The sequence below is a fragment of the Dorea sp. AF24-7LB genome (assembly GCF_003478575.1).
GTDB lineage: Bacteria > Bacillota > Clostridia > Lachnospirales > Lachnospiraceae > Dorea_D > Dorea_D hominis.
The window spans coordinates 62,060-88,065 of sequence record NZ_QUFR01000004.1 but is presented as its reverse complement, the minus strand read 5'-3'; the positions used below and the strand labels follow the sequence as shown (position 1 = coordinate 88,065).

The window sequence follows — 26,006 nt, the reverse complement described above, 5'->3', positions numbered from 1 at the left end:
TATGAGGAGGATATGCCATGAGAAAGATGATGAAAAGGGCAGGTGCGGTAGTGCTTTCGCTTGCTGTAGCAATGTCGATGTTATTTTCGTTAGCTGCATTGCCACAGATGAAAGTATCTGCTGCCGAAGAGATGAGTCGGTTGAAGAAGTGGTCGTTGGTTGCAGCAATGCTTGGCGAGGACGCTTATTTCACGGAAAAACCAACAGATGAAACAGCTGCAAAATATACTGCTGCAGAATATTTCTGGGATGGCGAGGAAAAGGTTCTCGCATCAGATTTTTGCAGTCAGGTAAAGAATACTTTTGCAGGAGCGACAGATTTTGACGAATCGAAATTGGCAAATATCGGAGAAAATGATTTCTTCTCCTATGACAGTGCTACGCGGGAAGTGACAATCAAATGGGCACCTAGTGGGGATTCATTACAGTGCATTGAGCTTGGGCAATCAAAAGACGGAAACGATGACTATGGTGTCTGGGTTGATCCTAAAAAGCCAAATCTCAAACCATACTATACAATATTAGAGTTTAATGATGACGGTGATGACGGTGCAATTGTATCCTATAAGAAACTCTCAGATGAGGCAGTACAATTTACATTTGATGTTGGTTTGGAAAATGAAGATGGAGAAGTGACAAATAGCCTCACAACAGAAACTAACAAGGTGTTCATTCCGAAGAATTGTACAGCAAAGTTCAGCTACTGGATCACGATCAAAGCAGATGCAAGTAAGATGCCGGTAGAATTCACAAGTGATGGTGTGTTGGGAGATATTTTCGCACTGGATCTTACAAGTGCTTCGCCAAAGATTGTAAGCACAGAGGATGACAGACTTTCAACAGAAAAAACAGGTTCTATCCAAATTACTTATGAGGTTACATCTCCGGAAACAGGAGTTACATTGTTCAAACAGACGTTACCATGTACTTGTTTTGAACTGTCGGTAGAAGGATGTGATTCGCCGTACGGGTGGATTAACATGCTTCCGGAAGAAAGTATGACGCTGAAAGCCAATATTAAAGGATACGACAGTAAGAAAGTTACATATATGTGGAATTCAATGGCATATAATATTGCGGAGGGTGGATCTACTTGTACGGTAAAAGCACCATCTTCTCTTGGCGAAGGTACAGTAGATATCTCTCCATGTTTTGACGGAGAACCTGTGGAATATTCATACGAGCAAGCTGTGAATGTTAGAAACTGCAAATTAGCTGTTTCTATCAATGATATGAAGACATTTAAGAAAGCAACAGAACCATTAAAGGTAGGAGAAACTTATTGGCTTAACTTGGGTGGTGCAGACTGGGGCTGGAACTATAAGAATGGATCTCATACATTCTATAAGATCAAGCTTTCACAAAACGGTAAAACACTTAACATTGATGACAATGAAAAGGGTTTGAAATCAGATTTTGCCAATATTGGTATTGGTGCCGGCGGAGGTGTACCAAACCGTATTCTGACTCCAAAGAAAGCGGGAACATTGACAATCACCGGAACGATTTACCGCAATGGAAAAGCTTTCAAAACTGTGACAAAAAAGGTTAATATCACAAACAAAGTTTCAGTTAAGATGACAACTCTTTCCAGCGTGAAAAATGTAAAAGGCAAAAAGATGCTGGTAAAATGGAAAAAGAATACATCCGGAAATGGTTACCAGATCCAGTATTCTACAAGCAGTAAATTTGCCAAAGGAAATAAGACAAAGACAATCAGTAAAAATAGTACAACAAGCTGTACGATCAGTAAGCTGAGCAAAAACAAGACATACTATGTACGTATCCGCACTTGTAAGAAAGTTGCGAAAAAGACATACTACTCTGGATGGAGTACTGTAAAAAAAGTAAAGATTACAAAGTAAAAGAATGAGATGCGAAAAGGATTTCCAGGAGGTTTCTGGAAATCCTTTTTTGCATATGTGCGCCTAGCGGCGCACGTTTCTAACGGGTTAAAGTCCCGAATCCACCCGGTAGTGAGAAGGATATAGCCGACTAACTCATGGACAAATCTCTGGTCTGACGAACAGAAATCTCATATGAGGTTATGCATGGGGGTACCACTGCTTGACATTAATGCGTGAAGTAACATAGTCTATTTAACATGATATATTATGCATTTTGCAAAATGCAAATAAAAGATGAAAACGGAAGGTAGTCAAGGGAGAAAAGGTAGTACTGGTAGAGAAAGGCGCGACCAAGCGAAGCGGGGGTGGCGCGGTTATAACAATTGCGAGTGCATTATTGTTGGTATTATAAATGAAAAATAAATGACAGGAAGAGGTGTCAGATGGTTCTGGCATCTTTTTTTATTGCTAGTGATTGTGTTATACTGGACTTGTTTAACTGGAGATAGAACTTAAACTATAAAATAAAGTATAAAACGAAGGAACAGTCATATGAGTGAATATATAACGACTTATACAGGAATACATTTTAAACCGACAGAACCGGAACCGGAGCTAATCCGGGTGGAAGACATTGCGCATGCGCTCTCGATGATTTGCCGGGGAAATGGACATGTGCATACATTCTGGTCGGTGGCAGAACATTGCATCTGTTGTGCGAAGGAAGCGGCAGCCAGAGGTTTGCCGGACCGCATGGTGCTTGCGTGCCTGCTTCATGACGCCAGCGAGTGTTATATGTCGGATGTCCCGACACCTTTTAAGAAGCAGCTCCCGGAGTACGAGGAGCGCGAAGAACGTCTGCTTCGCATGATTTATGAGAAATTTCTTGGCTCGGCATTGACGGAAGAAGAACAGGAGCAGTTAGATAAAATTGATCATGCTCTGGGCTTATATGATCTGGAAGTGCTGCTGAAAGAAAAACAGCAGGAGGGGAAGCCGGAGCTTCGCATTGAGCTGGATTATACGGTGTGTTCGTTTGATGTGGCGGAGGCAGAGTATTTGCAGATTTTCAGGAAGTATTATGAAAATCTACAGAGAGACAAAGGAATATCATGAGTATAGAAAATAAACAGGATGAATTCTAAAGGAGATATACTATGAACGCAAAACGAGTGATTGCACTTATTGCAGCACTGGCAATACCGGTGCTATATATCATCACAATAATATTATTTATAATAGGAAACGATTATGCCAATCTGTTTCTGGCGGTGTCACTGGGAGGAACATTTTTCCTGACACCGGTCATTTTTCTGCTGACGAGAGTGCCAAAAGATATCGGAGAAGTGAGCGGAAACATTGCAGATATGTTAAAGAAAGATAAGGAAGAGTAACGATGAGTGATTTTACACATTTTAACAAGCAGGGTGAAGCCGTTATGGTGGATGTTAGCGAGAAGAAAGATACAGTAAGGGAGGCAACAGCGTCCGGACGGATACGGATGTCAGAAGAGTGTTACCTGAAAGTAAAAAATGATGATATGAAAAAGGGAGATGTGCTTGGTGTCGCGCGTATTGCCGGAATCATGGGCGCTAAGAAGACTTCCGAGCTGATTCCGCTTTGTCACATATTAAACTTAAGTAAACTGGAAGTGGAATTTATCTTCAATGACAATACTTTTGAAATTGAGACAAGGTGCACAGCGAAGACAACCGGGAAGACCGGTGTGGAAATGGAAGCGCTGACTGGGGTAAATGTCGCTTTGCTTACGATTTATGATATGTGTAAGGCAGTGGATAAGGGAATGGAAATAAATGAAGTACATTTGCTGCGCAAATCCGGCGGCAAAAGTGGAGTGTGGGAGAGACAATGATTGAGATAAACATACAGAAAACATTGGGCAGATTTCATCTGGATATGCATGTGAAAAGTAATAGCAAAAGAATCGGTATCCTCGGCGCAAGTGGCTGTGGGAAAAGTATGACATTAAAGTGTATTGCGGGGATAGAGACACCGGATCAGGGGCAGATCGTACTGGAAGAGCGGATTTTGTATGACAACACTCAGAAGATTAACATCAAACCGCAGAAGAGAAAGATTGGTTATCTTTTTCAGAATTATGCGCTGTTTCCGACGATGTCTGTGCGGAAAAATATTATGGCAGGACTTCGATGCAGCCAGGAAGAGCAGGAAAAAATTGCGGATCAGATGATCGAGAAATTCCAGCTGACCGGATTGGGAAACAGACTTCCGGGGGAACTGTCCGGCGGGCAGCAGCAGCGAGTGGCGCTGGCAAGAATTATGGCATATGAACCGGATGCGATTTTGCTGGATGAGCCATTTTCAGCGCTGGATGAATTTCTGAAAGATAAATTGCAGCAGGAACTGATGGAAATGCTGGAAGATTATCCGGGTACGGTTATTTTAGTGTCTCACAGCAGGGATGAGATTTATCGTTTCAGTGAAGAACTTGTCATTATGGACAAGGGAAAAGTGGTATGCGCCGGAAAGACAGAAGAGATTTTTGCATACCCGGAGTGGAAAGAAGCAGCGAGATTGACCGGGTGTAAAAATATCACGAAAGTAATCCGTGAAGATGCCCATCATTTACAGGTGCCGGCATGGGAAATCTGTCTTGCACTGAAGCAGGAGATATCGGAAGAAATCCAGTACATAGGAATCCGCGCACATGATTTTGTGCCGGTGTGGGATGAGATTTCAGATGAAGGAAAGCGGAATCAGGAGAAAGCGAATGAAAATTTGAATAACAACCGGATCCCGGTGAAAATTGAAAGTGTAGCAAAACTTCCATTTGAGCACAGATTTTTTCTGCGGATATCCGAGAAATGCCGGGAAGAAAATGTAGAAACAGAAGCAAGCGAAAATGTGTGCTGGTTTGTGCAGCGCGACCAGTGGAAAATGCTGGAAGAGCGAGGTCTCCCGGCATGGCTTTATCTCCCGGAGGAGAAGATATTATTATTAAAATAAATATCAGAGTGTTGTAAGTACTTTCTGTTGATTGGCGTTGTATCAGGATTATGCGCCGGGACGCATGTGTGTCTGGCTTGAATCTGGTTTTATTTTATTGGGGAAGGCACTCTCCGACAAGTACACACAATTAAGTGGTGTAGTACCCTGGAGGAAACGATTGCGTGTTTATAGGGGAAATCGGAGTCTCTGAAATACAAAAAATTTAAGAAGGTGATGGAAAAACAGATGGGAATATTGGATAAAAGAATCGAATGTGTTATCATAAGCATGTAGCGAAAACTTCAAGGATTATGAATATTCGGAGAAGGATTACGTGAGTGCAAAGCACAGAGCGATTTGCATAATTGGATACAGGAAAAGCAAGGTTAAGTATATGAGTGTACAGGGAAATGCAAAGACGTAGCCGGCATGTCCGATAGAGACAACGCTGACATTGAATGGAGATAAATGGAAAGTGCTGATCTTGAGAGATTTGCTGACCGGGACGAAACGGTTCGGTGAATTGAAGAAATCAATTGGAAGTGTGTCGCAGAAAGTTGAGTATTCCCTGATGAAACTTGGATGGAGCCTGCAGCCGATCCTGGATGCCATGAAAGACTGGGGCGAAGACTATAAGAGCAGTCTGGAGAAAAAATACGAAAATCATAAAAAGATATGATTTGTCATTTGGAGGTTTTACAATGGAAGAAAAGTGTTACAGTAAAGTACCGGTATTTGAAAATGGAATGGCTCAGCCAGTATTTCCATTTACCGATGGGAAAAGCGGAGAAAAATACGATGCGAAGACATCTGATACAGTGAGATATTGTGTTTATGTTGAATCCGATTATGATATGGACGGAGACGGAAAAAGAGATCTTGTCAAAGCATTGATCCAAGTTCCGCGAAGTGCTGTAGAGGGAAATTATAAAGCACCTGCTTTATTCGAGGCGCGTCCGTACTGTGCCGGTGTGCAGGAAGACGGATATCAGCATATGAAAGATGTAGCGGAGAAGGAATACCGCAAATTTGATATGGAAGAGTTGAATCACAAGGCAGATCCGCGTGTACCGACGGGTTCTGTCAGTGCAATGGAACTGGCACTTAAAGCAGATCCGTCTGACTGGTATTACCCGGATAAAGGAAACAACAACAGTATGGTTTACGAGAATTTAGAGAATTTCAACTATTATCTTGTGCGTGGATTTGCAGTGATTGTCAGCGCAGGATTTGGTGCACTCGGCTCAGATGGATTTAATTTTGTCGGTTCAGATTTTGAAAGAGATGCTTTCAAATGTGTGGTAGAATGGCTGCACGGAGACCGCACTGCTTACGCAGACCGCACAGGAACAACCGAGACAAAGGCAGACTGGTGCAATGGAAAAGTTGCCATGACTGGAAGATCTTATGCAGGAACAATGCCATTTGCAGTGGCAACAACCGGTGTGGAAGGTCTTAAGACAATCGTTCCGGTTGCAGGAATCGCAGACTGGTACACACAGCAGAATATGCAGGGTGCACAGCGTTACTGGCCAAAAGAGATGTTAAATAGTTTTCTGGCTTACTACTGCTCCAGCCGCTATAATGACGAGACATTATCCGAAAAGCAGCTGGATGATATCGCCGCATTTCATCACGAATTAAGTTTGCAGCAGTTAAAATGTGGATTTGACTATGATCCGGAGTTCTGGGGAAGCGGAAATTATCGATTAAATGCAGATAAGATCAAATGCAGCGCTCTGATCGTACAGGGATTGAATGATGAGAATGTTTCAACGAAACAGTTTGAGATGATGTACCGTTCTTTCAAACAGGCAGGACAGACGGTGAAGACAATCGTGCATCAGGGACCACATATCACACCGACTATGCCGAATAAAAATTACGGTATTTTGCTCAATGGTCAATTCTATGATGACGTTGTAAATAAATGGATTTCTCATTATCTGTTTGATGTGGAAAATGATGCAGAAGAGATGCCGGAAGTTCTGGCACAGACGAACTATGATCAGAAGAAGTGGGAAACAGAAAAGTCATGGCTCGTAAGTGACAGCATGAAGCTTAACAGCGCTGAATCGGGAGAGGCAGTGATCGATACAGACTGGGAGAAAGCCGGAATCAGTGCAGAAAACTTCGATGACGTGATGGGTATTACATCTACCAACATGGGCAAACGTTATGTGACAGCACCATTTGAGAAAGCTGTTACAGTGCAGGGTACTGTGTGCCTGAAGATGAGAGCTGCATTAAAAGACGGAGATGCGGAATGCGATTTCCATCCGGAGAACAGAAATGATGCAGATACACTTACGATGAAGCTTGGAAACTCAAAAATTTCCGGTAAGATGGATGATGTGGAAGTTGCAGTTCTTCTCTGCGATGTGTGTGATGAGGAATTTGACAGCATTCAGACAGTTGATCCGGAGAGAAATATTGTTCCGGTAGAGGTCGTAAAAAAAGGCGGCATTGTAAATGGCGGAGATCTTCCGGCATTTGATGAAGCTGAATTTAAGACAGTACATAAAAAATACCGTGTGATCACAAGAGCATTTGCAGACCTGTGTAACCCGGAAGCAGGATACGAACCGGAGACAGCGCAGAACAGTATTGAACTTAAAAAGGGTGAATATCACGATTATAACATTTATCTGAATGCGACCAGATATACGGTGCAGCCGGGACATAGCCTTGCGATTGTAATTGCAACAGAAGATCCGGTAAACTGCCTGATCCATAAGACTTACAGTGTTGCAATCGATAATGCATCTGTGAAAGCGGAAGTACCTGTGACAAAAGCAGCAGAGGACAGAACATTAACTCTGAAATAGCAGAAGCGATTGTCTTAGATATGCTATGATGATGTGTTATAAGATGAGATGTAAATGAAAGAGATGCCAGGAAAGTAAGATAATGCTTTCCTGGTAAAAATCAAAGAATATTTTGGAGTTGAGAGTTGCATTTTCGACGGGAATTTGTTAGAATAATTAACCGTATGAAAAATAAATAAAGATTTTGGTATTAATTGGAAACGACACAAGTGTATGCTTGATTAACGAACAACACAAGTGTCTTTTTTGTACCCATTTTAAGAATTTATGAGAGAAAAGGAGAACAAACAATGCCAAAAACTTTATTTCAAAACATTTTTTTTACACTGATGATGTCATTTTTGATGGTCTACGTCATGGTCTGTTACAATATCGCACTGAACATGGGTGGAATGAGCAATGAAATTTTCCTGATGGCTTTTGGAGAAATGAAAATCATGTGGCCGGTTGCATTTTTACTGGAGTTCTTTGTAGTAGATAAGATGGCACATGCACTTGCGTTCCGTATTGTGACACCGAAGGACAGACAGATTGTAATCGTGCTTGCAATTTCTGCAATGATCGTATGCATTATGTGTCCGGTTATGAGTCTGATTGCGACAGTACTTTTCAAAAATGCAGGAGCAAATGTGCTTGCAACATGGTTTGAAACAACATTTTTTAATTTCCCGGTTGCATTATTCTGGCAGATTTTTTACTGCGGACCGTGTATTCGTTTTATTTTTGGAAAATTATTTCCGGAAAAGGAAAATGCATCAGATGCAGTAGGTGCGGAATCATAGAGAAATGTTATAATTAAGAAATACAACGGGGCTGTCGCGCTAGTAATCATTAAAGCGCCAGCCCCGTTTATTAATGTATGATTATATTATTTGCCAAGTGCGAGCTTACCCATTGCATCTGCCTGAAGGATGGCATCATACAGTTCAACCGGCTGTACGTCGCCGGCAAGATTGTGGATGGTTTCACCTGGTACACAGGCATTTTTGGCGATTGTTTCAACCTGTTCTGCAGTAGTAACTCCAATTTCTTCAAGTGTAACAGGAAGACCGACTTCCATACAGAAATTCTGTACTTCTTCAAATTCTTCTTTTGGAGCACCTTCCAGAATAAGCTGAACCAATGTTCCGAGTGCAACGCAGCAGCCGTGGTCGGCATGTGCGATTCCAAGAGAAGTTACACCATTGTAGAAAGAGTGTGCAGCGGCACAGTTTACATTATCAGCACCAACACCGGAAAGATATACATTTGCCTCTACAATATTCTCCAAAGCAGGAGTAACAGCATGTACTTTGCATGCTTCTACAGCCTGTTTACCATATTCACGAAGTGTGTCATAACACAATCTTGCAAGTGCTTGACCGGCTCTTGTGATTCCAGTACCCTCCAGACTGGCAGATTCAGTACGGATAGAAGCGCGACCTTCAAAATAAGTTCCGAGTGCATCGCCCATTCCTGCAATGAGGAATTTTACCGGCGCATTGGCGATGACCGTCGTATCAACCATGACTGCATCCGGGTTAGTAGGATAGAATAAATATTTATCAAAACTATGATCGTCGTTGTAAATAACGGAAAGTCCGGTACATGGTGCATCAGTTGCAGCAACTGTAGGAACAATAACGATATGTTTTCCTGAATAGTATGCAGTTGCTTTTGCTGTATCGACTGCACTTCCACCTCCGACAGCAACAACAGTGTCTATTTTGTCTTCTTTTACAATGTCTTGCATTTTGGCTATTTCACTTTTGCTGGAAATGCCGCCGAAAATTTCATAACGTCTGTAGTCGTCTAAATCTCCAAAACTCTGCTCGATTTTATCGTGGCAGGCTTTATATCCGCTCCGGGAACAGACAAATAACCATCTTTTTCCCATATAGCCCATTTCTTCCTGAAATTTCAAAAGTGCATCTCTGCCCTGTACATATTTGAGTGGTTCACGCATTGCTCTAAGTCTCTCCATCATGATCAGTTACCTCCTGAAATTATATATATCTTTTTGTTGTCGTCTATAGTATAGCACAATTTCAAAAAAGTGTGATAATTTTTTAACATATTAATTAAAAAAATAACGATAAGTTTAATGTGATAAAGTGTTAAATTTGGGACGGGGATTTTCTAGAAAATCCCCGTCCCAAATTTAGTTTTACTGCATCTCTTCTGTATAGATTGAATAGACTTCTTTCTGATTAATCAGTTCCTCCAGAGTTTCTTTATCCGTAACGGTTGCGTATCCATAGATGTGAAGTCCGTGTTTCTTCACATAGGATTTCGCCTGTGCAAGTATTCCGGCATTAAAAGTTCCGGTATTACCGGATTCGGACATCATCTGTACAAATTTTTCCTGATCGGTAAGGTAATTTAAAAGGCTCAGAAAATGCTGCTTCGCATATTTTCCTTTGTATAGATTTTTAATTGCACTATCTGCTTCATCAATCCAGCCATCTTTATTGATCTTACATCCCGGAAATAAATTAGGATATTTCTTATCATTCCATGCAATCGGGCTGAAAGAAGAAGGATTGCATACGAAACCGATATTTGAGGTATGGAGTGTATAGGATGGATCACCATCTAAAGAATCAAATGCATTTGTCTGCACACCGCACCATACTTCGTTGATCTTCTGCTTTTGAATATATTTTGCAAAAGAAGGATAATCCATAATATTTTCCAGAGATACATAAGCTAAGTACATTTTACGTGAATCCAGATCTTTGATGTAAGCTTTTGAATCTTCTTTGTTTCCACCGGCGCTTGTGGAAATAGATTCGCCTTCTTTCAAATCTGCAACTTTTTCCATGTATGCAACATTTTCAGAAGCAGAAGAGGTTTTTGACTTTGCATCTGCCTGATTCCAGAAAAATGAATTGCCGACTGGCGTTTTTAAAACATTGCTGTCATAGTAATGGATTTTTCCGCGTGTAATATAACCGGAGACATCTGTCATCGTTCCGGTCATGCTGAAAGTCTGTGGAATTGTAAAATTATAATCACCATATCCTTTTGATTCCACAGTGGCAGAAACTCTGCGCTTACCCGGAAGAAACAGTTCTGTGTAAGCTGCCATATCCCGGCTGAACTGTGTCTGGGTGGATTGACCGGCCTTGGCTTCTTTGGCAGGATTATAATAAAATCTGGAAACGACTGACGGCAGGCAAAATTGTATAAATAACACCAGTACAAGTGTGACTGCAAGCACAGCGAGTCCAAGTTTGCGGAAAGCACTTCGGATAGAGCGGTTGACGACTTTGACAAAATCGGTATCGTCTTTTTCCGTAAATACATCGCCTAATTCCGGAATTTCCTCTTTTTCATAAAGATAATCACCAATAGCTTCCTGACGCTCAATGTCCTGTTCTATTTTTTTCTGCTGTTCCAGCTCAAGTTCGCCGGCTTTATATAATTCAATTAATTCACGATAAGTCATCTTGTTTCCTCCTGATATGATATAAGATATTTTTTGAGCTCTTTTTTCGCACGATAGGCAAGCATTTTCACGCTGCCGGTAGTGAGCCGTAGCATGGCGGCAATTTCTTTCTGGGAAAAATCTCCAAAATATTGTAAAAGAATGACTTCTTTCTGCTGTCCTTTTAAATGGTGGATCGCTTCCCAAAGCTGTTTTGTCCCTTCTTTTTGTAAAATTTCTTCCAGAACATCCTTCTTGATAAAATATTCCGAAACAGGAGCTACATCTTCTGTATGGATTGCCTCCAGTGATGCAAGAGTTTTTGCTTTCTTATAATAATTGTAGTAAAGATTTCTCGCTACCATATAAAGCCAGGCACGCATATTGGTGTGAGAATCCTTCAGCGAAAGCCAGGCTTTTAAAAATGTATCCTGTAAAATATCGTCAGTTACAGTGCAGTTTGAACTGAGTGAATAGATGTAAAGATACAGTTCTCTGTAGTAGCGTTTATACAGTTGTTCCAGTAAATATTTGTTCAGATCCTCACCCCCTCACTTTCATACTTGAGATATCCGTAGCTTTCTTAACTATATAACAATTTTGCTTTAAAGAGGTAACGATTTTGTTTAATAATTTTTTCGGGTATCACTTTATGGTATAATAAGACTGAATTTTAGTCTAAAATATGGATAAAAAGTGACATTGAAGATAGAGGGGGATAAAATGGGAGGTTTTCACATGTTTCGGAAAAATGTGAGCGCAGGAAAGGTTAATTTTATTTTATTTATTATATTTGTATTTATTCTGGGTGGAAGTGTGGAATTGCAGATAAATATGAATAAAAAAAGTGCCAGAATGGCATGCGGTATGGTGCTGGATCAGGCGGAATCTGTAATTGATAAAAATGCCGGTGATGGAGCGGACATTACAGAATTTATTTCTAAAATGCCATTCACAGAGACAATGACAATTTACATATGGGAAGATGACGGGGCGAGTTTTCTTCCGCTTCCGAAGAAGGAAGGAGTCCGGTTAAAGAAGACAGATAAGATTGAAAAAGAATGGAATTATCTGGTTAGTGAGAAATATAAAAATTACAATCTTGCGGTGACATATCCGTTAAAGAAAGCCAATGTGAGCGTTCCGGGGACAACGGCGCTCCTAGGTCTGGCACTTATGGCGGCGCTTATCATTATCAATATTGTAATAGCGCAGGCATTTAAAGCACAGGAAAAGAGTAAAAGTGAACTGCAGGATACAAACAATATTCTGGAAACTGCAGGATTTGGAATATGGTATATCCGCCTAATGGAAGGAAAAAAGCCGCGGATGTATGCAAATCCGAAGATGAAAGAGGTACTTGGAATCGAGGGACAGTTTTTATCAGAGGAAGAAGTTTATGATTTCTGGTATTCCCGTATCCCGGAGAAAGCAGTACAATCTGTGCAGGACAGTGTGCAGGAAATGCTGGATGGAAATGTTTCAGAAAATACTTATCAATGGGAGCATCCGGATAAGGGCATGATCTATGTGCGTTGCGGTGGGGCATGTTATGAAAAAGGAGAAAAAGAACAGGTGTTAGGCGGTTATCACAGTGATGTTACGGCAATTGTCACAGAAGATGAGCGCAGGCAGAGAGAACTTCGGGAAGCCAAAGAAGCAGCAGAACGCGCAAATGTAGCAAAGACAAGCTTCCTGTCGCGCATGAGTCACGATATCAGGACTCCGTTAAATGGAATTATCGGGCTGATTCGTATTAATGAAAAACACGAAAATGATAAAGAACTGGTAAAAGAGAATTATAAGAAGATCATGATTTCAGCAAATCATCTGTTATCGCTGATCAATGACATTTTACAGATGAGCAAGCTGGAAAATGGAGAAGTGAACCTGATGCATGAAGCACTTGATCTTCATCAGCTTTCGCAGGATGTTCTGAATATGATTGATCTGCGTGCGTCCGAGGCAGGAATTACATTAGAATATGAACGGTCGATGGACGAAGTGAAATATCCATATGTATATGGAAGCGCTCTGCATCTTCGCCAGATTTTCCTGAACATATACAGTAATTCAATCAAATATAATACACTTGGTGGCAGAATTACGACGAAAATGCGCTGTGCCAGCATGGAAAATGGCATTGTAACATACCAGTGGACAATCTCTGACACGGGAATCGGAATGACTGAAGAATTTCTGGAGCATATATTTGAACCATTTGCACAGGAACATTCCGATGCGAGAAGTATTTACAAAGGAACGGGGCTTGGAATGGCGATCGTAAAATCACTTATTGATAAGATGAACGGAACGATTGAAGTTTCAAGCAGAGAAGGAGTCGGCAGTATATTTGTGATTACGCTTCCTTTTGAGCTGGCAGAGGAATCTGAGGTGAAAAAATCCGAAGAACTTCCGATTGATGGAACGATTGATGGGTTGTCATTGCTACTCGCTGAAGATAATGAATTAAATGCGGAAATTGCAGAATTACAATTGAAAGAAGCAGGAGCAGACGTTACAATTGTCAGAGATGGACAACAGGCGGTAGATTTATTCATAGAAAAACCGGAAGGAACATTTGATGCAATCCTAATGGATATTATGATGCCGGTAATGGACGGACTGTCTGCAACTCGTGTGATTCGTGTGTTAGACCGGGAAGATGCTAAGACGATTCCGATCATTGCGATGACAGCAAACGCATTTGCGGAAGATGCGAGAAGAAGTATGGAAGCGGGAATGAACGCACATCTCGCAAAGCCATTGGATATGAAAAAAGTTATATTAACCATTCAAAAATGTTGTGATAATAAAAAGTAGAGTGATGTTCGGATATAGGAAAAAGAAATATACAGAACGAAAAGGAAAGGCTTAGTATAGATACGGAAAAAAGAAAAGGAACAATTAATTATCAACAGCCTATTGACGAGATATATTAAACATGGCTGGATGTTTATTCCTGTTTTAATTTGAATATAAAGAGCATATAATTAGAAAAGAAAAATATTGACATTAACAGGAACTTTCTATATAATAATGAAATTGTGAAAGTGTCTTTATTTGTGCCTGAACAGGCAGAATAATGAATAAAAATAACAGATTTATGAATATGTATACCAAAGTTGCAAGTATAAAAGAAAAGGAGTAAAAGCATAATGGAAGCAAAGAAGAGATTACTTACTTATGCAGGATTGAAGGCGCTGGAAGACGAGCTTGAGAATCTGAAAGTTGTAAAACGTAAAGAAGTTGCCGGAAAAATCAAAGAGGCAAGAGAGCAGGGAGACCTGTCAGAGAATGCAGAGTATGATGCAGCAAAAGATGAGCAGAGAGACATAGAAGCAAGAATCGAAGAGTTGGAAGGCATTTTAAAGAATGCAGAAGTTGTTGTAGAAGATGAAGTAGATTATGATAAAATCAACGTTGGATGTACTGTAAAAGTATTTGATATTACATTTGATGAAGAGATGGAATTCAAGATTGTAGGTTCTACAGAGGCTAACAGTCTGGAAGGTAAGATTTCCAATGAGTCACCGGTAGGACATGCTCTGATCGGTAAGACAGTGAACGATGTCGTAGAAGTAGAGACACAGGCAGGAATTATGCAGTACCGTGTACTGGATATCAGCCGCTCAAACTAATTTAGAAGATGACAATCCAACCCCTCAGAGACTGAGGGGTTTAGTCGCATAAAAGGGAAGGAGAAAAGAATGGGAGAGCAGAAGAAGACACAGGAACCGGATTTAAATCAGTTAAAGAAAGTCCGCAGAGAGAAACTCGCCGATTTACAGGCTAATGGAAAGAATCCATTTGAGATTACAAAGTATGATGTGACATGTCACGCTGCTGATGTGAAAGACAATTATGAAGAGATGGAAGGAAAACACGTAACACTTGCGGGACGTATCATGCAGAAACGTGTTATGGGAAAAGCTTCTTTCTGTAACATTCTGGATCAGAGTGGAAACATTCAGTCTTATGTTGCAAGAGACAGCATTGGAGAAGAAGAATACAAAGACTTCAAGAAGATGGATATCGGAGATATCGTAGGACTGGAAGGTGAAGTCTTCAAAACAAAAACAGGAGAGATTTCTATTCATGCCTCTGCTGTAAAACTGTTATCTAAGAGTCTTCAGATCCTTCCGGAAAAATTCCATGGACTGACCAATACAGATACACGTTATCGTCAGAGATATGTGGATCTGATCATGAACCCGGAAGTACGTGACACATTTATCAAGAGATCCAGAATTATCGCATCTATCAGAAATTATCTGAATGGCCAGGGATTCCTTGAAGTTGAGACACCAATGCTGGTACAGAATGCCGGTGGTGCAGCAGCAAGACCGTTCGAGACACATTTCAATGCACTGAACGAAGACCTGAAACTTCGTATTTCTCTGGAGCTGTACTTAAAGAGACTGATTGTCGGTGGTATGGAGAGAGTTTATGAGATTGGACGTGTATTCCGTAATGAAGGTCTGGACACAAGACATAACCCGGAATTTACGCTGATGGAGTTATACCAGGCATATACAGATTACAATGGAATGATGGATCTGACAGAGAACCTGTATCGTCATGTTGCACAGGAAGTTCTCGGAACAACTAAGATTGTTTACAAAGGAATCGAGATCGACCTTGGTAAGCCGTTTGAAAGAATTACAATGATCGATGCTGTTAAGAAATATGCAGGTATCGACTGGAATGAAGTTGAGACAGAAGAAGATGCGAAGAAGTTAGCTGACGAGCATCATATCGAATACGAAGCAAGACATAAGAAAGGTGATATCTTAAGTCTCTTCTTTGAGGAGTATGCTGAGAAACACCTGTTACAGCCAACATTTGTTATGGATCATCCGATCGAGATTTCTCCACTTACAAAGAAGAAACCGGAAGACCCGAATTATGTAGAACGTTTTGAGTTCTTCATGAATGGATGGGAGATGGCAAATGCGTACTCTGAGTTAAATGATCCAATCGACCAGAGAGAGCGTTTCAAAGCACAGGAAGAACTGCTTGCACAGGGTGACGAGGAAGCAAACACAACAGATGAAGACTTCCTGAACGCACTGGAGATCGGTATGCCGCCTACAGGTGGTATCGGATTTGGTATCGATCGTATGTGTATGCTGCTTACAGGAGCAGAAGCAATCCGTGACGTATTATTGTTCCCGACAATGAAGAGTCTTGACTCTGACAAAAAAGCAGGAAAATCCGGAGCAGTAGAAGAAGCAACTGCAAACGACAACAACGGATTCTTCAAAGACAACGCGAAGATTGACTTCTCCAACGTAAAGGTTGAGCCTTTATTTGAAGAAGAGGTTGATTTCGATACATTCAGCAAATCTGATTTCCGTGCCGTAAAGGTTAAAGAGTGTGTAGCAGTTCCGAAGAGCAAGAAGCTCCTTCAGTTCACACTGGATGACGGAACAGGTACAGACCGCACGATCTTAAGCGGAATCCACTCTTACTATGAGCCGGAAGAATTAGTTGGTAAGACACTGATCGCAATCACCAACCTTCCGCCAAGAAAGATGATGGGAATCGAGTCTTGCGGTATGCTGCTTTCAGCAGTGAATAACCTGAAGGATTCAGAGGATGAAGAACTGCATCTTCTGATGGTTGATAACCATATTCCGGCAGGTGCTAAGCTGTACTAATCCAGAAAAAAGAGTTCGGTTTGGTAGTCATAGACGTCCAATCAGGAAAAGTGCTTCCACGGATTGACATGGAGCTACATGAAACGGCTTGGAGCTGTATAAGTTTAAATGGTGACGTACGGATTATAAGAGAATAGAATAAGGGGTTCTATGGATTCCTGACTGTTTATCTTATATGTCTAAAGAACAAAATATCGATTATTTTTGAGGAGCATTTTTCGAAAATATAGTGTTAAGCAAGGACACATCACTTTTGGTAGAAATACCATTTGGATGTGTCCTTTTTGTTTTTTAAGATATAACATCCTTTCACGTACCTGCCAAATAAAATGAGTATCTGGTAATATACAGATTTCTGGAAACAAGGAGGAAGCCATGAAAAAACGAAAAACACCTGACTTGGAAAAATATCTGGAAGGAAAGAAACGCAGATTTGTAAATTACACACAAGGAGCAAAGATTTATAAGATGTCCTACTGGCCTTTTGTCAGACTGGCGAAAAAAGCAGAAGCCAATTATCCGATTCGAAAGACAGCCATTGTGGATCTGAATATTCTGGATGATTTTTTAGAAGGCAATCCTGAGGTTGTATCAGAATTAAAGAAGAGAAGGAGGAAGCGTTATGGGAAATAACCGAAGCAAGGTTCCGGATTTGGAAAAGCTTGTCAAAGGAGGACGTAAGAAATTTGTCCGTTATGAAGAAGGTGCAATGCTTTATTCCATGGGGATCCATACATTTCAACAGTTAGCGAAAGATGCCAGAGCAGTATACCATGTCAAACGAATAGTGTTAGTTAATCTGGATCTTATTGATGAATATCTGGAAGCATTCCGTGATGAAGAATTTTGATGAAAGAACAGGAGGAACAACATATGTGTAAAGTGATATCCATTACAAACCAGAAAGGTGGAGTCGGCAAGACCACCACAACCGTAAATTTAGGAATTGGTCTGGCAAGAGAAGGCAAAAAAGTTTTATTGATCGATGCAGATCCACAGGGAAGTCTGACAGCAAGTCTTGGATATGTAGAGCCGGATGAACTGGGAGTTACTTTGGCAACCATCATGACAAAAGTGATCAACGAAGATGAAATATCAGAGGAAGACGGTATTCTGCATCATTAGGAAAATGTAGATCTGCTTCCGGCCAATATCGAATTGTCAACTTTGGAAGTGACGATGGGAAATGTAATGAGCCGGGAAATGATTATGAAGGAATACATCGATACGATACGATTCCGATACGATTATATTTTGATTGACTGCTTACCTAGTCTTGGAATGATGACAATCAATGCATTGGTATCTTCGGATTCTGTTTTAATACCAGTCCAGGCAGTCTATCTTCCAGTGAAGGGATTACAGCAGCTAATCAAAACAATTTCTATGGTGAAGAAAAGACTGAACCGGAAATTGACGATAGAAGGAATCCTTCTGACCATGGTAGATTTCAGAGCAAACTATGCGAAGGACATTGCGGCACTTGTGCAGGAAACTTATGGAAGCCAGATTGCGATCTTTAAAAATGTAATTCCAATGTCAGTAAAAGCGGCAGAGACAAGTGCAGAAGGAATCAGCATTTACACGCATTGTCCGAAAGGTAAAGTATCTATGGCATATATGAATCTGACACAGGAGGTTATGAATGATGAAAAATAGACCGGGTGAGAAAATTAAACTGGCAAGTCTTGATGAATTATTAGGTGTTGTTAATGAAGAATCAGCAATGGAGATCGAGATCAATAAGATTCATGTGTTCAAGAATCATCCATTTAAGGTTCTTGATGATGAGAAGATGCAGGATTTGATTGAAAGCGTAAAGCTTAGTGGTGTACTGACACCGGTACTGCTTCGAGTGGACAGTAATGATGAGTTAGTATAATCTATACTGATAGTTATAGAGACATACTAGAGGAGGTGATGTGATGAAGCTCGATACAATCGGCAAGAATATAAGAAAATTCCGCCTTGCAAAGAAATTACGACAGGAAGATTTAGCTGAGAGAACAAGTTTGACAGCAAATTATATTGGGATGGTTGAGCGTGGAGAGAAAATTCCGTCACTTGAAACTTTCATAAAGATATTAAATGCTTTGGGTGTGTCAGGCGATATGGTTCTTGTAGATGTTCTGGATACAGGATATACCGTTAAGAACTCCATGTTGAATGAAAAGCTTGAGAAACTTGCAACGAAAGATTGGAACAGAATTTATGAAGTCATAGATACGCTTGTGAAACAATCCAAACAGATAATTCCATAAAGCAATGAAGAAGTTTGTTCGGGTAAAGGCGTAATAGAAAAAGATGATATTCAACACATCAAGTATTTGATATGGACATGGCAAAAGGGAGCACTTGTGGCTCCCTTTTGTTGTGTCCAATTGTTTTGTAATACATTCATTTCAAAGAAAGAATCACCGAAATCTAAATATGATCGGAAGTCTATTCTTCGGGTAAAAACTGAATAATATCTTGAACTGAACAGTGAAGTATCTTACAGAGCGCATCAAGAGTATTTGTTGATACAGATTCACCAGCTTTCAATCTTCGAATCGTCGAACTGCTAATACCACCTTTAACTTGGAGTGTATACGTTGATGCACCATTTTTTTGCATTGTATTCCAAAGCGGCTCATAGGAAATCAATGAATATATGCCTCCTTTTGATATTGACATATATTCATTATTGCCTATAATGAAGTATGAGTGTGATAGGCAATATTGCCTATATGAAGAACAAAAAATAATGTCCCGTTTGGGACAAAGTTTTCGTGGAGTATCACACTCCACGAATTGTTTTAAATGCTATTCTACGACATCATATGCATCTATTTTACCTCTTCATGCTGTATTCGTCAATTCAAGAATTACTGCAAAACAGGAGAAAATGGCGAAAAACTAAACATTTCGGATAATCTATCGATTGGTTATTTGCTATAAACCGTCAAAATGGTAGTCAATGTAAAGGAGGTAATGGTTTTATGCCTAAAAAAGGAGAAAACATATATAAAAGAAAAGATGGCAGATGGGAAGGACGATATATAAAATCTCGAACAGAAGCAGGAAAAATAATATATGGGTATGTGTACGCAAAAACTTATCGTGAAACGAAAGAAAAACAAAAAGCAAAAATTGCGTCATACAATATCCAATTAACTAATAAAAATCCGCATATATTTTCTTGTCTTGCTTCAGAGTGGTTTGAAAGTATTAAATTGCATACCAAGACATCTACGCAAAATAAATATCATAACATGCTCATAAATTATATTCTTCCAGAATATGGTAATCAACCCGTTAATGCAATAACCTATGACTTCATAGAATCACATTGTAAATTTTTGTTGGAATCCGGTGGAAAAAAAGGTAATGGTTTATCTCCCAAAACGGTAAGTGATGTTTTGGCTATAATTCGAAATATTTCAAAATTTGCAATCAGGAAAGGAATTTATGTTGCATGTGATGCTAGTGCTGTACAGATAAGGCAAGATGTTAAACCTATGCGTGTTTTCAGCATAGCCGAACAAAATCAATTATGTAATCATATATTAGAAAATCCTGAACCTTGCAATATAGGAATTCTAGTATGTTTGTTTACAGGATTACGTGTTGGAGAAATCTGTGCTTTGCGTTGGGAGGACATTTCATATTCAGACCAATCAATATATATCCATCACACGTTACAAAGAATTCAAATTCATCAGGATCATGGAGCAAAGACAAAAGTTGTTGTGACTACGCCCAAAAGTACTTGTTCTATTAGAAAAATCCCATTACCTGATGAAATATCAAAAATCCTTGTTTTAAATCAAAAATCGTCATCAGGATATTTATTGACTAATGATAACTATAAATTTGTAGAACCGAGAACGATGCAAAATAAATTCAAAAAAATATTAAATGATGCAGGTATAGAAAATGCCAATTTTCATGCTTTGAGACATACTTTTGCCACAAGGTGCGTTGAATTGGGTTTTGATGTAAAAAGTCTTAGTGAAATTCTCGGACATGCTACCGTGAACATCACAATGAATCGTTATGTTCATCCTACTTATGAGCTAAAAATGAAAAATATGCAGAAACTTTCCGGGTTATTAGTCGTCAAATAAATTGTCAAGATACCGTCCAGTAGTGATTTTATCTATTGGATGGTATTTTTTCGTGGAGTGTGATACTCTACGAAAATTTTACTAGGAATCAATTAAATGGTAAATAAAAACAAAAATGAAAGAAGCAAATTATTATAGCTGTTATTGCTTTTGCAATATATACATGGAAAGGAAATGAGAGTTATGGAAAGTAAAGTTCAAGAATACCAAACATTGTATTCTAAATATGAAGAAGCACTTGAGTGTGTAGAGGAGTCCAAGGAGCCTGTAGAACAGTTGAAGACAGAAATTGAGCAACTGCGACAACGTCAACAGCAATATGATTATGCGGATGCCAATATTGTAATTCAATATATGGAATCACATATAGACAGTGCGATTAAAGAAAAAAAGCTTAATTTGCAAGCAGAAGTTAAAAAGCAAATGCAAGAAATCACGAATACAAGTGATAAGGCAAAGAAAAATTTTGAAAAGGTTATAAAATGGCTTAATCCCAAAGAGGTAGATAAAATCGTATCACAAAATGAGTTAGATTGTAGCCAAGGGATTGATACAGAGAAAGTTAAAAATAATTCGGAATTCGATATTTTTTATTTAGCTAACAAGTTTTTTGGGTTTATTTTTCGCTTTGATTTTTTGGCTTTTTTACCAAAAGTGCTGAGAGTGATTGCAGCAATAATCATATGGGGAATTATTTTGGTTCCTAAAATTGTTAATGGTGTATACAATAAAATTTCACTGAAGAATGGATTTTACACTCCATTAACAGTTGAAGAATATGAAAAAATGATACATATGAGCATAACAAGGGTGGTTCTTATAGTTGGAATAATTATTTTTCTTAACTTAGCAATTTATTGTGCAACAAAATATTTTGCTAAGAATTATATGCTGAAAAATAAATTGATTTATATGGCAGTTACAGACCCTCAAAAAATTGAGAAAGCATTATATGATTATAAGCTTTCAGAATTTATAAATGGAACAGTTAATAATTGGAAAAATGAAATAGAGTATATCAAGAAGAACGGTCTTCCGCTAGAACAGCAAGAGAATTCTGAAAAGGTGGAATATATAAGTTCGGGAATTGTCGAAGCACTCAAAAAGAATTATGACAAATTGAGTTCAGATATTGCTAAAAAAGAAGTGGAAATGGAGAAATGTATTAGTAAAGCCGACATGGCAATGAAAGGTACAGAAGATTTAATTGCTGAATTGAATTCTAAAGAAAAGGAAGTAATCGGATTAATTGGCGATAGTAATCATAATCATGGGGTACTTTCTCCTTATGTTGCCCTTGGATTTGCGAATGATGAAAAGTATGGTGTTAAAGAATTGGTATCTTTTAAACATAATTATAAGCCAATGCTTATTTGTTATGATGAGGAAACTGCAAAAAACAGTGAAAAGCTAAGAAAAGATATTGCGATTTTAATTGAGAAATTTATGACTGGATTTTTTGGAGAAAGTTCAATGGATATTATTGACATGTGGCTCGTGGATTTTGAGGGACTCCATTTTCCGGAAAGTAGAACTCGTGGAATGATGAAAGTCATAAGAACTCAGCGGGAATTACAAAACTTATACACTGATTTAAAAAATACTAGAGATCTTGTGAATTCATTGGCAGATGGAAAAATTGCAACAATCAATCCTGATAGGTTAAGAAAAAGAGAAAATCCAATTAAGTATAACATTGTTTTTTTTACTGGGGGAGATTTTGCTTCAATGGATAGAGAGATAGTTCAGTTATTTATCGAGGGCGAAAATTTCGGCTTTATCCCTATTTTATTTATGAAACAGACTATAGCACGTGATTTATTGTCAGAAGATAATAGTGCACGGGCATTCTCTAAGGTTATAAAAAAGATTAAAGAGTCAGAACAAATTTATGGATATGAAGGTATTATTAACGAATTTGAATATGAGTTAATAATATCCGATCAAAAGAAAAATTTGGAAGAAAAATTGTGTGTGAAAAAAGTTCTGGCGTTTAAAGAATTTGAAGATATTTTAAATTCAGAAGAAACTATTTCAGTTAAGAGCTCGTTATATGTTGATACTAATGATATTAGTGAAAAGTTGTATGAATATTTCACACAATATGATTTCGTCGAATTCTTTACTATAAATGGTAAAATACCAGATTTTGTTACAACGAATATTAAGAGATTATAATTTTAAGGAGAAGATAAGATGGGATTTAATTTTGCAGAAGAAGAAATTAATGAGATGTACAACCTGTATATAGTTTGTTTGGATGAAATTCATAAAGAAACGAAAAGAATTGCTGACACTTTAGCTGATTTCGCAAATGAACTTAAATATCAACCGGTGGTTAAATTATCTATTGAAGCAGTTAAATACTATAACGAAGCATTAAAACAAGATGAAATAAAAGCAATGGAGGATTGGGAAAACAGTGAATTAAGTTTTACTAAAGTAATGGAAGAAATGTCGGCAGGCGATAGTGCAAAAAATAGAAGTAAGCAGTTGGAAGCACAAATTGAAGAGGAGATACAGTCATGGAAAGGAATTGAAGACTCTTTAACTGAGATTGATACTAAAAATTGGAAATGTGATGCTTCAGATTTTGAAAATATAAAGCAAGAGATAAATCGTTTTATTGAAAAACTGGAGACAATGCAAAACCAATATGAAAATGATATGGAAAATCGAAAATCAGAGAATGAAATTTATGTTTCGATTGAGCCAGTAGTAATACAGTCTATTTCGATTGTAATTGCTGGATTTAGAGAAGGAATAAGCGGAAGTTTTGCTGAACTGGCACAAGAGTTTGAAAATAAATCTAATAAAGTAAAAGGATTGGGGGCAGCAACAGCCCAGACAACGACAGCAAAAGCACAGTCTTTTGTAAGCAGTGGTGCTTCAGCACTTAAAGCAAAAGTAAAACAAATTTTAGATTGATTTTGGAGGAAGTTATGCCAGAGGATATGTTGACTTTAGACGACCTTGCGAAATTGAAAAAGCAAAGAGAAAAAGAAAAAAGCAAGCTCCCATATAAAGATTACTTAGATAATCTTAAGACATTAATTTATGAAAAGAATCCTAAAATATATGATTCTATAAAAAAGCCAGAATCACATAATGAGCAATTTATTTGCATTAAAGAACCGCTAGAATTTATAAATTTATTTAATAGGTGTAATGGGCAAGATGAATGTAAAAGTTTATTTCAAGAATTATTAGCTATAAAAGATCCTAGAGTGGTTGAACAGGTTATTGAGGAATGTGAAGATACACAAGGATTATGGTTTAATACAACTCAAAATGGTATTAATCTTCGACCTGGATTAAAAGACGAAGAATGGTCTAGCCCAACAACGATAACATTGGGGGATGATGCGGTGCATTCGTTGGTTGCAGGACGTACTGGCTCTGGTAAGTCAGTGTTTTTGAATAGCATAATATTTTCTTTACTGGCTGAATATTCTCCGTGGGAGTTAGATTTGTATTTAGCGGATTTTAAAAAAGTTGAGTTTAGTAGATATTTGTCGAAGTGTAATGTTCCACATATTAAAGCTGTAGCAGCAACAAGTGAAATAAGATATGTTCTTAGCCTATTAAATTATTTAGCTACTTGTATGATTGCAAGACAGAATTTTTTTGCGTTGATCGGACAACAAAAATTAAGTGAAGTGAGAAAAAAGTATCAAATTGTTCTACCGAGAGTACTTTTGATTGTTGATGAATTCCAACAGTTATTTTTAGAAGCAACACCTCGAGAAGCAACACAAATTACTGATTTGCTTACATCAATCACTAAGCTTGGTCGAGCAACGGGTTTTCATTTAATGTTTGCAAGTCAGGAAATGTCAGGAACTATGAGCCAAAGTACATTTGCTAATTTTAAAGCAAGATTTGCATTGGCTTGTGATGCAGAGATATCAGGGAGGATATTAGGAAATTCTGGAGCAGCTAGATTAGAAAAAAAGGGGTTAGTTCTTGCTAATGTCGGAGCGGGCAAAGAAGATACAAATCAATTATTTAAAGTCCCATTTGTTTCAGAAGAATATTTTTATGAATATCTTCAGAATATTACAGAGCTAGGTTCGAAAGTTAATTTCAATTCTGTACACAAATTTTATCAAGAAGATAGCATAAAAGGGATGGATGAACTGAGCAATGTACTTGATGCGATTAAGGATGTACGAGCCGAGTATTTGAAAAAAAATAGTAGTTTATTTGATATAGTTACATTAGGAGAGGCGGTTGTATTCAACTACAGGAAATATGATTATGAAACTGTATTTTTGGAGAGAGGTGTTAGAAAAAATATAGGTGTGTTTAGTCCTATAGTTGATGATACCGTGTATGTTTGTAAATTACTGGCAGAGAATTTTAAAAGTTCACCGAAAGCAGAGGAGTATCAACATTATATTCTTGCTAGAAATGATTTGTTTATGAAAAAAATGGATCTTGGACGAGAATTAAATGTGGCTAACAGCAGAGTATATTATTCAATAGAATTTCTTGATGAAATAATTGGTGTGTTTAAAAGACGTAGTAGAGAAGCTGCATTGATAAGTAGTTATCAGCAGTATCCAGCATTAAAAGAATTTGCTTATGAAGCTTTTTGTTTAAGAGCTGAGCATTTAATTTTGAAATTGTCTGAGGAAGAAAAACTAGTACTTCAAGAGTTGAGTATGTATTATGAAAACAAATCCATTGCTGATATTCCAGATATTCAAAAGGCGATTTTAGAAGACTATGATTTTGATGAATCATATTTTAGAGTAATTAACTTACTTTATGAAAAAGAAATAAATGGTAAATCTATGATCGATCTTTTTGCTCCAAGTATTTTTTGGATTATTGGAGCAGAAATGGTTGGAAAATTTCCAAAAGAGATGGAATCGGTACTTACTGATGCTATGAATTATAATATGCTTTTTGTGTTGGTTGCATCAAATAATGACTTTAATGATTTTTATATGTGTCATAAGGCTTGTGATTATTTATTTGTTACAGGAAACAATGAGAGTTATTATAATAAGCTTAGACTTCCATTCACTCATAAATCAGAGAATTCAATTGCTGTTGATTTTGCGATTAGCAGTAGTGCAACACAAAGGTCCTTTAAGAAATTTAAGTACGAACTGCAAGAGGTTGTAGTCCCCGAAATTGATTTTGATACAATTTTAAATTGATTGAAGGGG

General features: G+C 38.4%; 22 protein-coding genes and 2 pseudogenes. 20 read left to right on the top strand and 4 right to left on the bottom strand.

Translation table 11 applies throughout. The features are described from left to right. Window positions 1-17 precede the first annotated feature (17 nt). The 8 genes from DWY31_RS05690 (at window position 18) to DWY31_RS05655 (ending at window position 8,427) form a co-directional block, all read left to right on the top strand. Complete coding sequence (locus DWY31_RS05690; protein ID WP_118519764.1) at window positions 18-1,865, top strand: fibronectin type III domain-containing protein; 1,848 nt, start codon at window positions 18-20, stop codon at window positions 1,863-1,865. Window positions 1,866-2,399: 534 nt separating this feature from the next. Beyond that, window positions 2,400-2,963 (top strand): HD domain-containing protein, encoded by a 564-nt coding sequence (locus tag DWY31_RS05685; protein ID WP_118519763.1) that lies wholly within the window; start codon window positions 2,400-2,402, stop codon window positions 2,961-2,963. 41 nt (window positions 2,964-3,004) lie between these two features. After that, entirely contained in the window at window positions 3,005-3,241 is a 237-nt protein-coding gene (locus DWY31_RS05680) for a hypothetical protein (RefSeq protein WP_117537596.1), read from the top strand. 2 nt (window positions 3,242-3,243) lie between these two features. After that, entirely contained in the window at window positions 3,244-3,720 is a 477-nt protein-coding gene (moaC, locus tag DWY31_RS05675; RefSeq protein ID WP_117537598.1) for a cyclic pyranopterin monophosphate synthase MoaC, read from the top strand. After that, complete coding sequence (locus tag DWY31_RS05670; protein WP_117537599.1) at window positions 3,717-4,835, top strand: sulfate/molybdate ABC transporter ATP-binding protein; 1,119 nt, start codon at window positions 3,717-3,719, stop codon at window positions 4,833-4,835. Before moaC ends, DWY31_RS05670 begins: the two co-directional genes overlap by 4 nt. Before the next feature lie 418 nt (window positions 4,836-5,253). Next, window positions 5,254-5,496 carry a winged helix-turn-helix transcriptional regulator gene (locus DWY31_RS05665; RefSeq protein WP_118519762.1) on the top strand — a complete coding sequence of 81 codons (243 nt, stop codon included), beginning with the start codon at window positions 5,254-5,256 and terminating at the stop codon, window positions 5,494-5,496. A gap of 22 nt (window positions 5,497-5,518) precedes the next feature. Beyond that, window positions 5,519-7,645, top strand: coding sequence for a CocE/NonD family hydrolase (locus tag DWY31_RS05660; RefSeq protein ID WP_118519761.1), 2,127 nt, complete (start codon window positions 5,519-5,521; stop codon window positions 7,643-7,645). A gap of 290 nt (window positions 7,646-7,935) precedes the next feature. Then, complete coding sequence (locus DWY31_RS05655) at window positions 7,936-8,427, top strand: DUF2798 domain-containing protein (protein ID WP_021859517.1); 492 nt, start codon at window positions 7,936-7,938, stop codon at window positions 8,425-8,427. 86 nt (window positions 8,428-8,513) lie between these two features. Here the strand turns inward: DWY31_RS05655 and DWY31_RS05650 are convergent, their stop codons facing one another. The 3 genes from DWY31_RS05650 to DWY31_RS05640 form a co-directional block, all read right to left on the bottom strand. Then, window positions 8,514-9,608, bottom strand: a complete 1,095-nt coding sequence (locus tag DWY31_RS05650) for a glycerol dehydrogenase (protein ID WP_118519835.1) — start codon at window positions 9,606-9,608, stop codon at window positions 8,514-8,516. A 183-nt stretch (window positions 9,609-9,791) separates the two neighbouring features. Next, window positions 9,792-11,075, bottom strand: a complete 1,284-nt coding sequence (locus DWY31_RS05645; protein WP_118519760.1) for an anti-sigma factor C-terminal domain-containing protein — start codon at window positions 11,073-11,075, stop codon at window positions 9,792-9,794. Continuing rightward, entirely contained in the window at window positions 11,072-11,569 is a 498-nt protein-coding gene (locus tag DWY31_RS05640; RefSeq protein WP_279220068.1) for an RNA polymerase sigma factor, read from the bottom strand. Before DWY31_RS05640 ends, DWY31_RS05645 begins: the two co-directional genes overlap by 4 nt. Window positions 11,570-11,792: 223 nt before the next feature. Between DWY31_RS05640 and DWY31_RS05635 the strand changes: the two genes are divergently transcribed. The 8 genes and pseudogenes from DWY31_RS05635 to DWY31_RS05600 all read left to right on the top strand — a co-directional run bounded on the left by DWY31_RS05635 (window position 11,793) and on the right by DWY31_RS05600 (window position 18,978). Then, a complete protein-coding gene (locus DWY31_RS05635; RefSeq protein WP_243060439.1) occupies window positions 11,793-13,877 on the top strand; it encodes an ATP-binding protein in 2,085 nt (694 codons plus the stop codon). Between the two features lie 335 nt (window positions 13,878-14,212). Continuing rightward, on the top strand, window positions 14,213-14,695 hold the full coding sequence (gene greA / locus DWY31_RS05630) for a transcription elongation factor GreA (RefSeq protein ID WP_021859512.1): 483 nt from the start codon (window positions 14,213-14,215) through the stop codon (window positions 14,693-14,695). Window positions 14,696-14,764: 69 nt separating this feature from the next. Further along, window positions 14,765-16,717: a lysine--tRNA ligase gene (gene lysS / locus DWY31_RS05625; protein WP_118519757.1), complete on the top strand. Its 1,953-nt coding sequence runs from the start codon at window positions 14,765-14,767 to the stop codon at window positions 16,715-16,717. A 375-nt stretch (window positions 16,718-17,092) separates the two neighbouring features. Next, window positions 17,093-17,350 carry a DUF6462 family protein gene (locus DWY31_RS05620; RefSeq protein WP_009245610.1) on the top strand — a complete coding sequence of 86 codons (258 nt, stop codon included), beginning with the start codon at window positions 17,093-17,095 and terminating at the stop codon, window positions 17,348-17,350. Further along, complete coding sequence (locus tag DWY31_RS05615) at window positions 17,340-17,567, top strand: DUF6462 family protein (RefSeq protein WP_118519756.1); 228 nt, start codon at window positions 17,340-17,342, stop codon at window positions 17,565-17,567. The genes DWY31_RS05620 and DWY31_RS05615 overlap by 11 nt, the downstream gene beginning before the upstream one ends. A 23-nt stretch (window positions 17,568-17,590) precedes the next feature. Beyond that, a pseudogene (locus DWY31_RS05610) lies at window positions 17,591-18,376 on the top strand (ParA family protein). Further along, window positions 18,366-18,590: pseudogene (locus tag DWY31_RS05605) on the top strand (ParB N-terminal domain-containing protein); the annotation flags it as partial. The pseudogenes DWY31_RS05610 and DWY31_RS05605, both read left to right, overlap by 11 nt. A gap of 52 nt (window positions 18,591-18,642) precedes the next feature. After that, complete coding sequence (locus DWY31_RS05600) at window positions 18,643-18,978, top strand: helix-turn-helix domain-containing protein (RefSeq protein ID WP_118519755.1); 336 nt, start codon at window positions 18,643-18,645, stop codon at window positions 18,976-18,978. A gap of 181 nt (window positions 18,979-19,159) precedes the next feature. Here the strand turns inward: DWY31_RS05600 and DWY31_RS05595 are convergent, their stop codons facing one another. Next, window positions 19,160-19,333, bottom strand: a complete 174-nt coding sequence (locus DWY31_RS05595) for a helix-turn-helix domain-containing protein (RefSeq protein ID WP_243060445.1) — start codon at window positions 19,331-19,333, stop codon at window positions 19,160-19,162. Between the two features lie 365 nt (window positions 19,334-19,698). Between DWY31_RS05595 and DWY31_RS05590 the strand changes: the two genes are divergently transcribed. The 4 genes from DWY31_RS05590 (at window position 19,699) to DWY31_RS05575 (ending at window position 25,997) form a co-directional block, all read left to right on the top strand. Then, on the top strand, window positions 19,699-20,826 hold the full coding sequence (locus tag DWY31_RS05590; RefSeq protein WP_118519753.1) for a tyrosine-type recombinase/integrase: 1,128 nt from the start codon (window positions 19,699-19,701) through the stop codon (window positions 20,824-20,826). Window positions 20,827-21,009: 183 nt separating this feature from the next. Continuing rightward, complete coding sequence (locus DWY31_RS05585; RefSeq protein WP_118519752.1) at window positions 21,010-23,004, top strand: hypothetical protein; 1,995 nt, start codon at window positions 21,010-21,012, stop codon at window positions 23,002-23,004. 18 nt (window positions 23,005-23,022) lie between these two features. Further along, on the top strand, window positions 23,023-23,754 hold the full coding sequence (locus DWY31_RS05580; RefSeq protein WP_118519751.1) for a hypothetical protein: 732 nt from the start codon (window positions 23,023-23,025) through the stop codon (window positions 23,752-23,754). A gap of 14 nt (window positions 23,755-23,768) precedes the next feature. Continuing rightward, entirely contained in the window at window positions 23,769-25,997 is a 2,229-nt protein-coding gene (locus DWY31_RS05575) for an FtsK/SpoIIIE domain-containing protein (RefSeq protein ID WP_118519750.1), read from the top strand. The last annotated feature ends 9 nt before the right edge of the window (window positions 25,998-26,006 follow it).

Coding starts and splice junctions, on each gene's coding strand:
- DWY31_RS05685 (WP_118519763.1), top strand. CDS start 2,400: ATGAGTGAATATATAACGACTTATACAGGAATACATTTTAAACCGACA.
- moaC (WP_117537598.1), top strand. CDS start 3,244: ATGAGTGATTTTACACATTTTAACAAGCAGGGTGAAGCCGTTATGGTG.
- DWY31_RS05620 (WP_009245610.1), top strand. CDS start 17,093: ATGAAAAAACGAAAAACACCTGACTTGGAAAAATATCTGGAAGGAAAG.
- greA (WP_021859512.1), top strand. CDS start 14,213: ATGGAAGCAAAGAAGAGATTACTTACTTATGCAGGATTGAAGGCGCTG.
- DWY31_RS05585 (WP_118519752.1), top strand. CDS start 21,010: ATGGAAAGTAAAGTTCAAGAATACCAAACATTGTATTCTAAATATGAA.
- DWY31_RS05595 (WP_243060445.1), bottom strand. CDS start 19,333: ATGCAAAAAAATGGTGCATCAACGTATACACTCCAAGTTAAAGGTGGT.
- DWY31_RS05670 (WP_117537599.1), top strand. CDS start 3,717: ATGATTGAGATAAACATACAGAAAACATTGGGCAGATTTCATCTGGAT.
- DWY31_RS05580 (WP_118519751.1), top strand. CDS start 23,023: ATGGGATTTAATTTTGCAGAAGAAGAAATTAATGAGATGTACAACCTG.
- DWY31_RS05615 (WP_118519756.1), top strand. CDS start 17,340: ATGGGAAATAACCGAAGCAAGGTTCCGGATTTGGAAAAGCTTGTCAAA.
- DWY31_RS05575 (WP_118519750.1), top strand. CDS start 23,769: ATGCCAGAGGATATGTTGACTTTAGACGACCTTGCGAAATTGAAAAAG.
- DWY31_RS05645 (WP_118519760.1), bottom strand. CDS start 11,075: ATGACTTATCGTGAATTAATTGAATTATATAAAGCCGGCGAACTTGAG.
- DWY31_RS05600 (WP_118519755.1), top strand. CDS start 18,643: ATGAAGCTCGATACAATCGGCAAGAATATAAGAAAATTCCGCCTTGCA.
- DWY31_RS05680 (WP_117537596.1), top strand. CDS start 3,005: ATGAACGCAAAACGAGTGATTGCACTTATTGCAGCACTGGCAATACCG.
- DWY31_RS05590 (WP_118519753.1), top strand. CDS start 19,699: ATGCCTAAAAAAGGAGAAAACATATATAAAAGAAAAGATGGCAGATGG.
- DWY31_RS05660 (WP_118519761.1), top strand. CDS start 5,519: ATGGAAGAAAAGTGTTACAGTAAAGTACCGGTATTTGAAAATGGAATG.
- lysS (WP_118519757.1), top strand. CDS start 14,765: ATGGGAGAGCAGAAGAAGACACAGGAACCGGATTTAAATCAGTTAAAG.
- DWY31_RS05655 (WP_021859517.1), top strand. CDS start 7,936: ATGCCAAAAACTTTATTTCAAAACATTTTTTTTACACTGATGATGTCA.
- DWY31_RS05635 (WP_243060439.1), top strand. CDS start 11,793: ATGTTTCGGAAAAATGTGAGCGCAGGAAAGGTTAATTTTATTTTATTT.
- DWY31_RS05650 (WP_118519835.1), bottom strand. CDS start 9,608: ATGGAGAGACTTAGAGCAATGCGTGAACCACTCAAATATGTACAGGGC.
- DWY31_RS05690 (WP_118519764.1), top strand. CDS start 18: ATGAGAAAGATGATGAAAAGGGCAGGTGCGGTAGTGCTTTCGCTTGCT.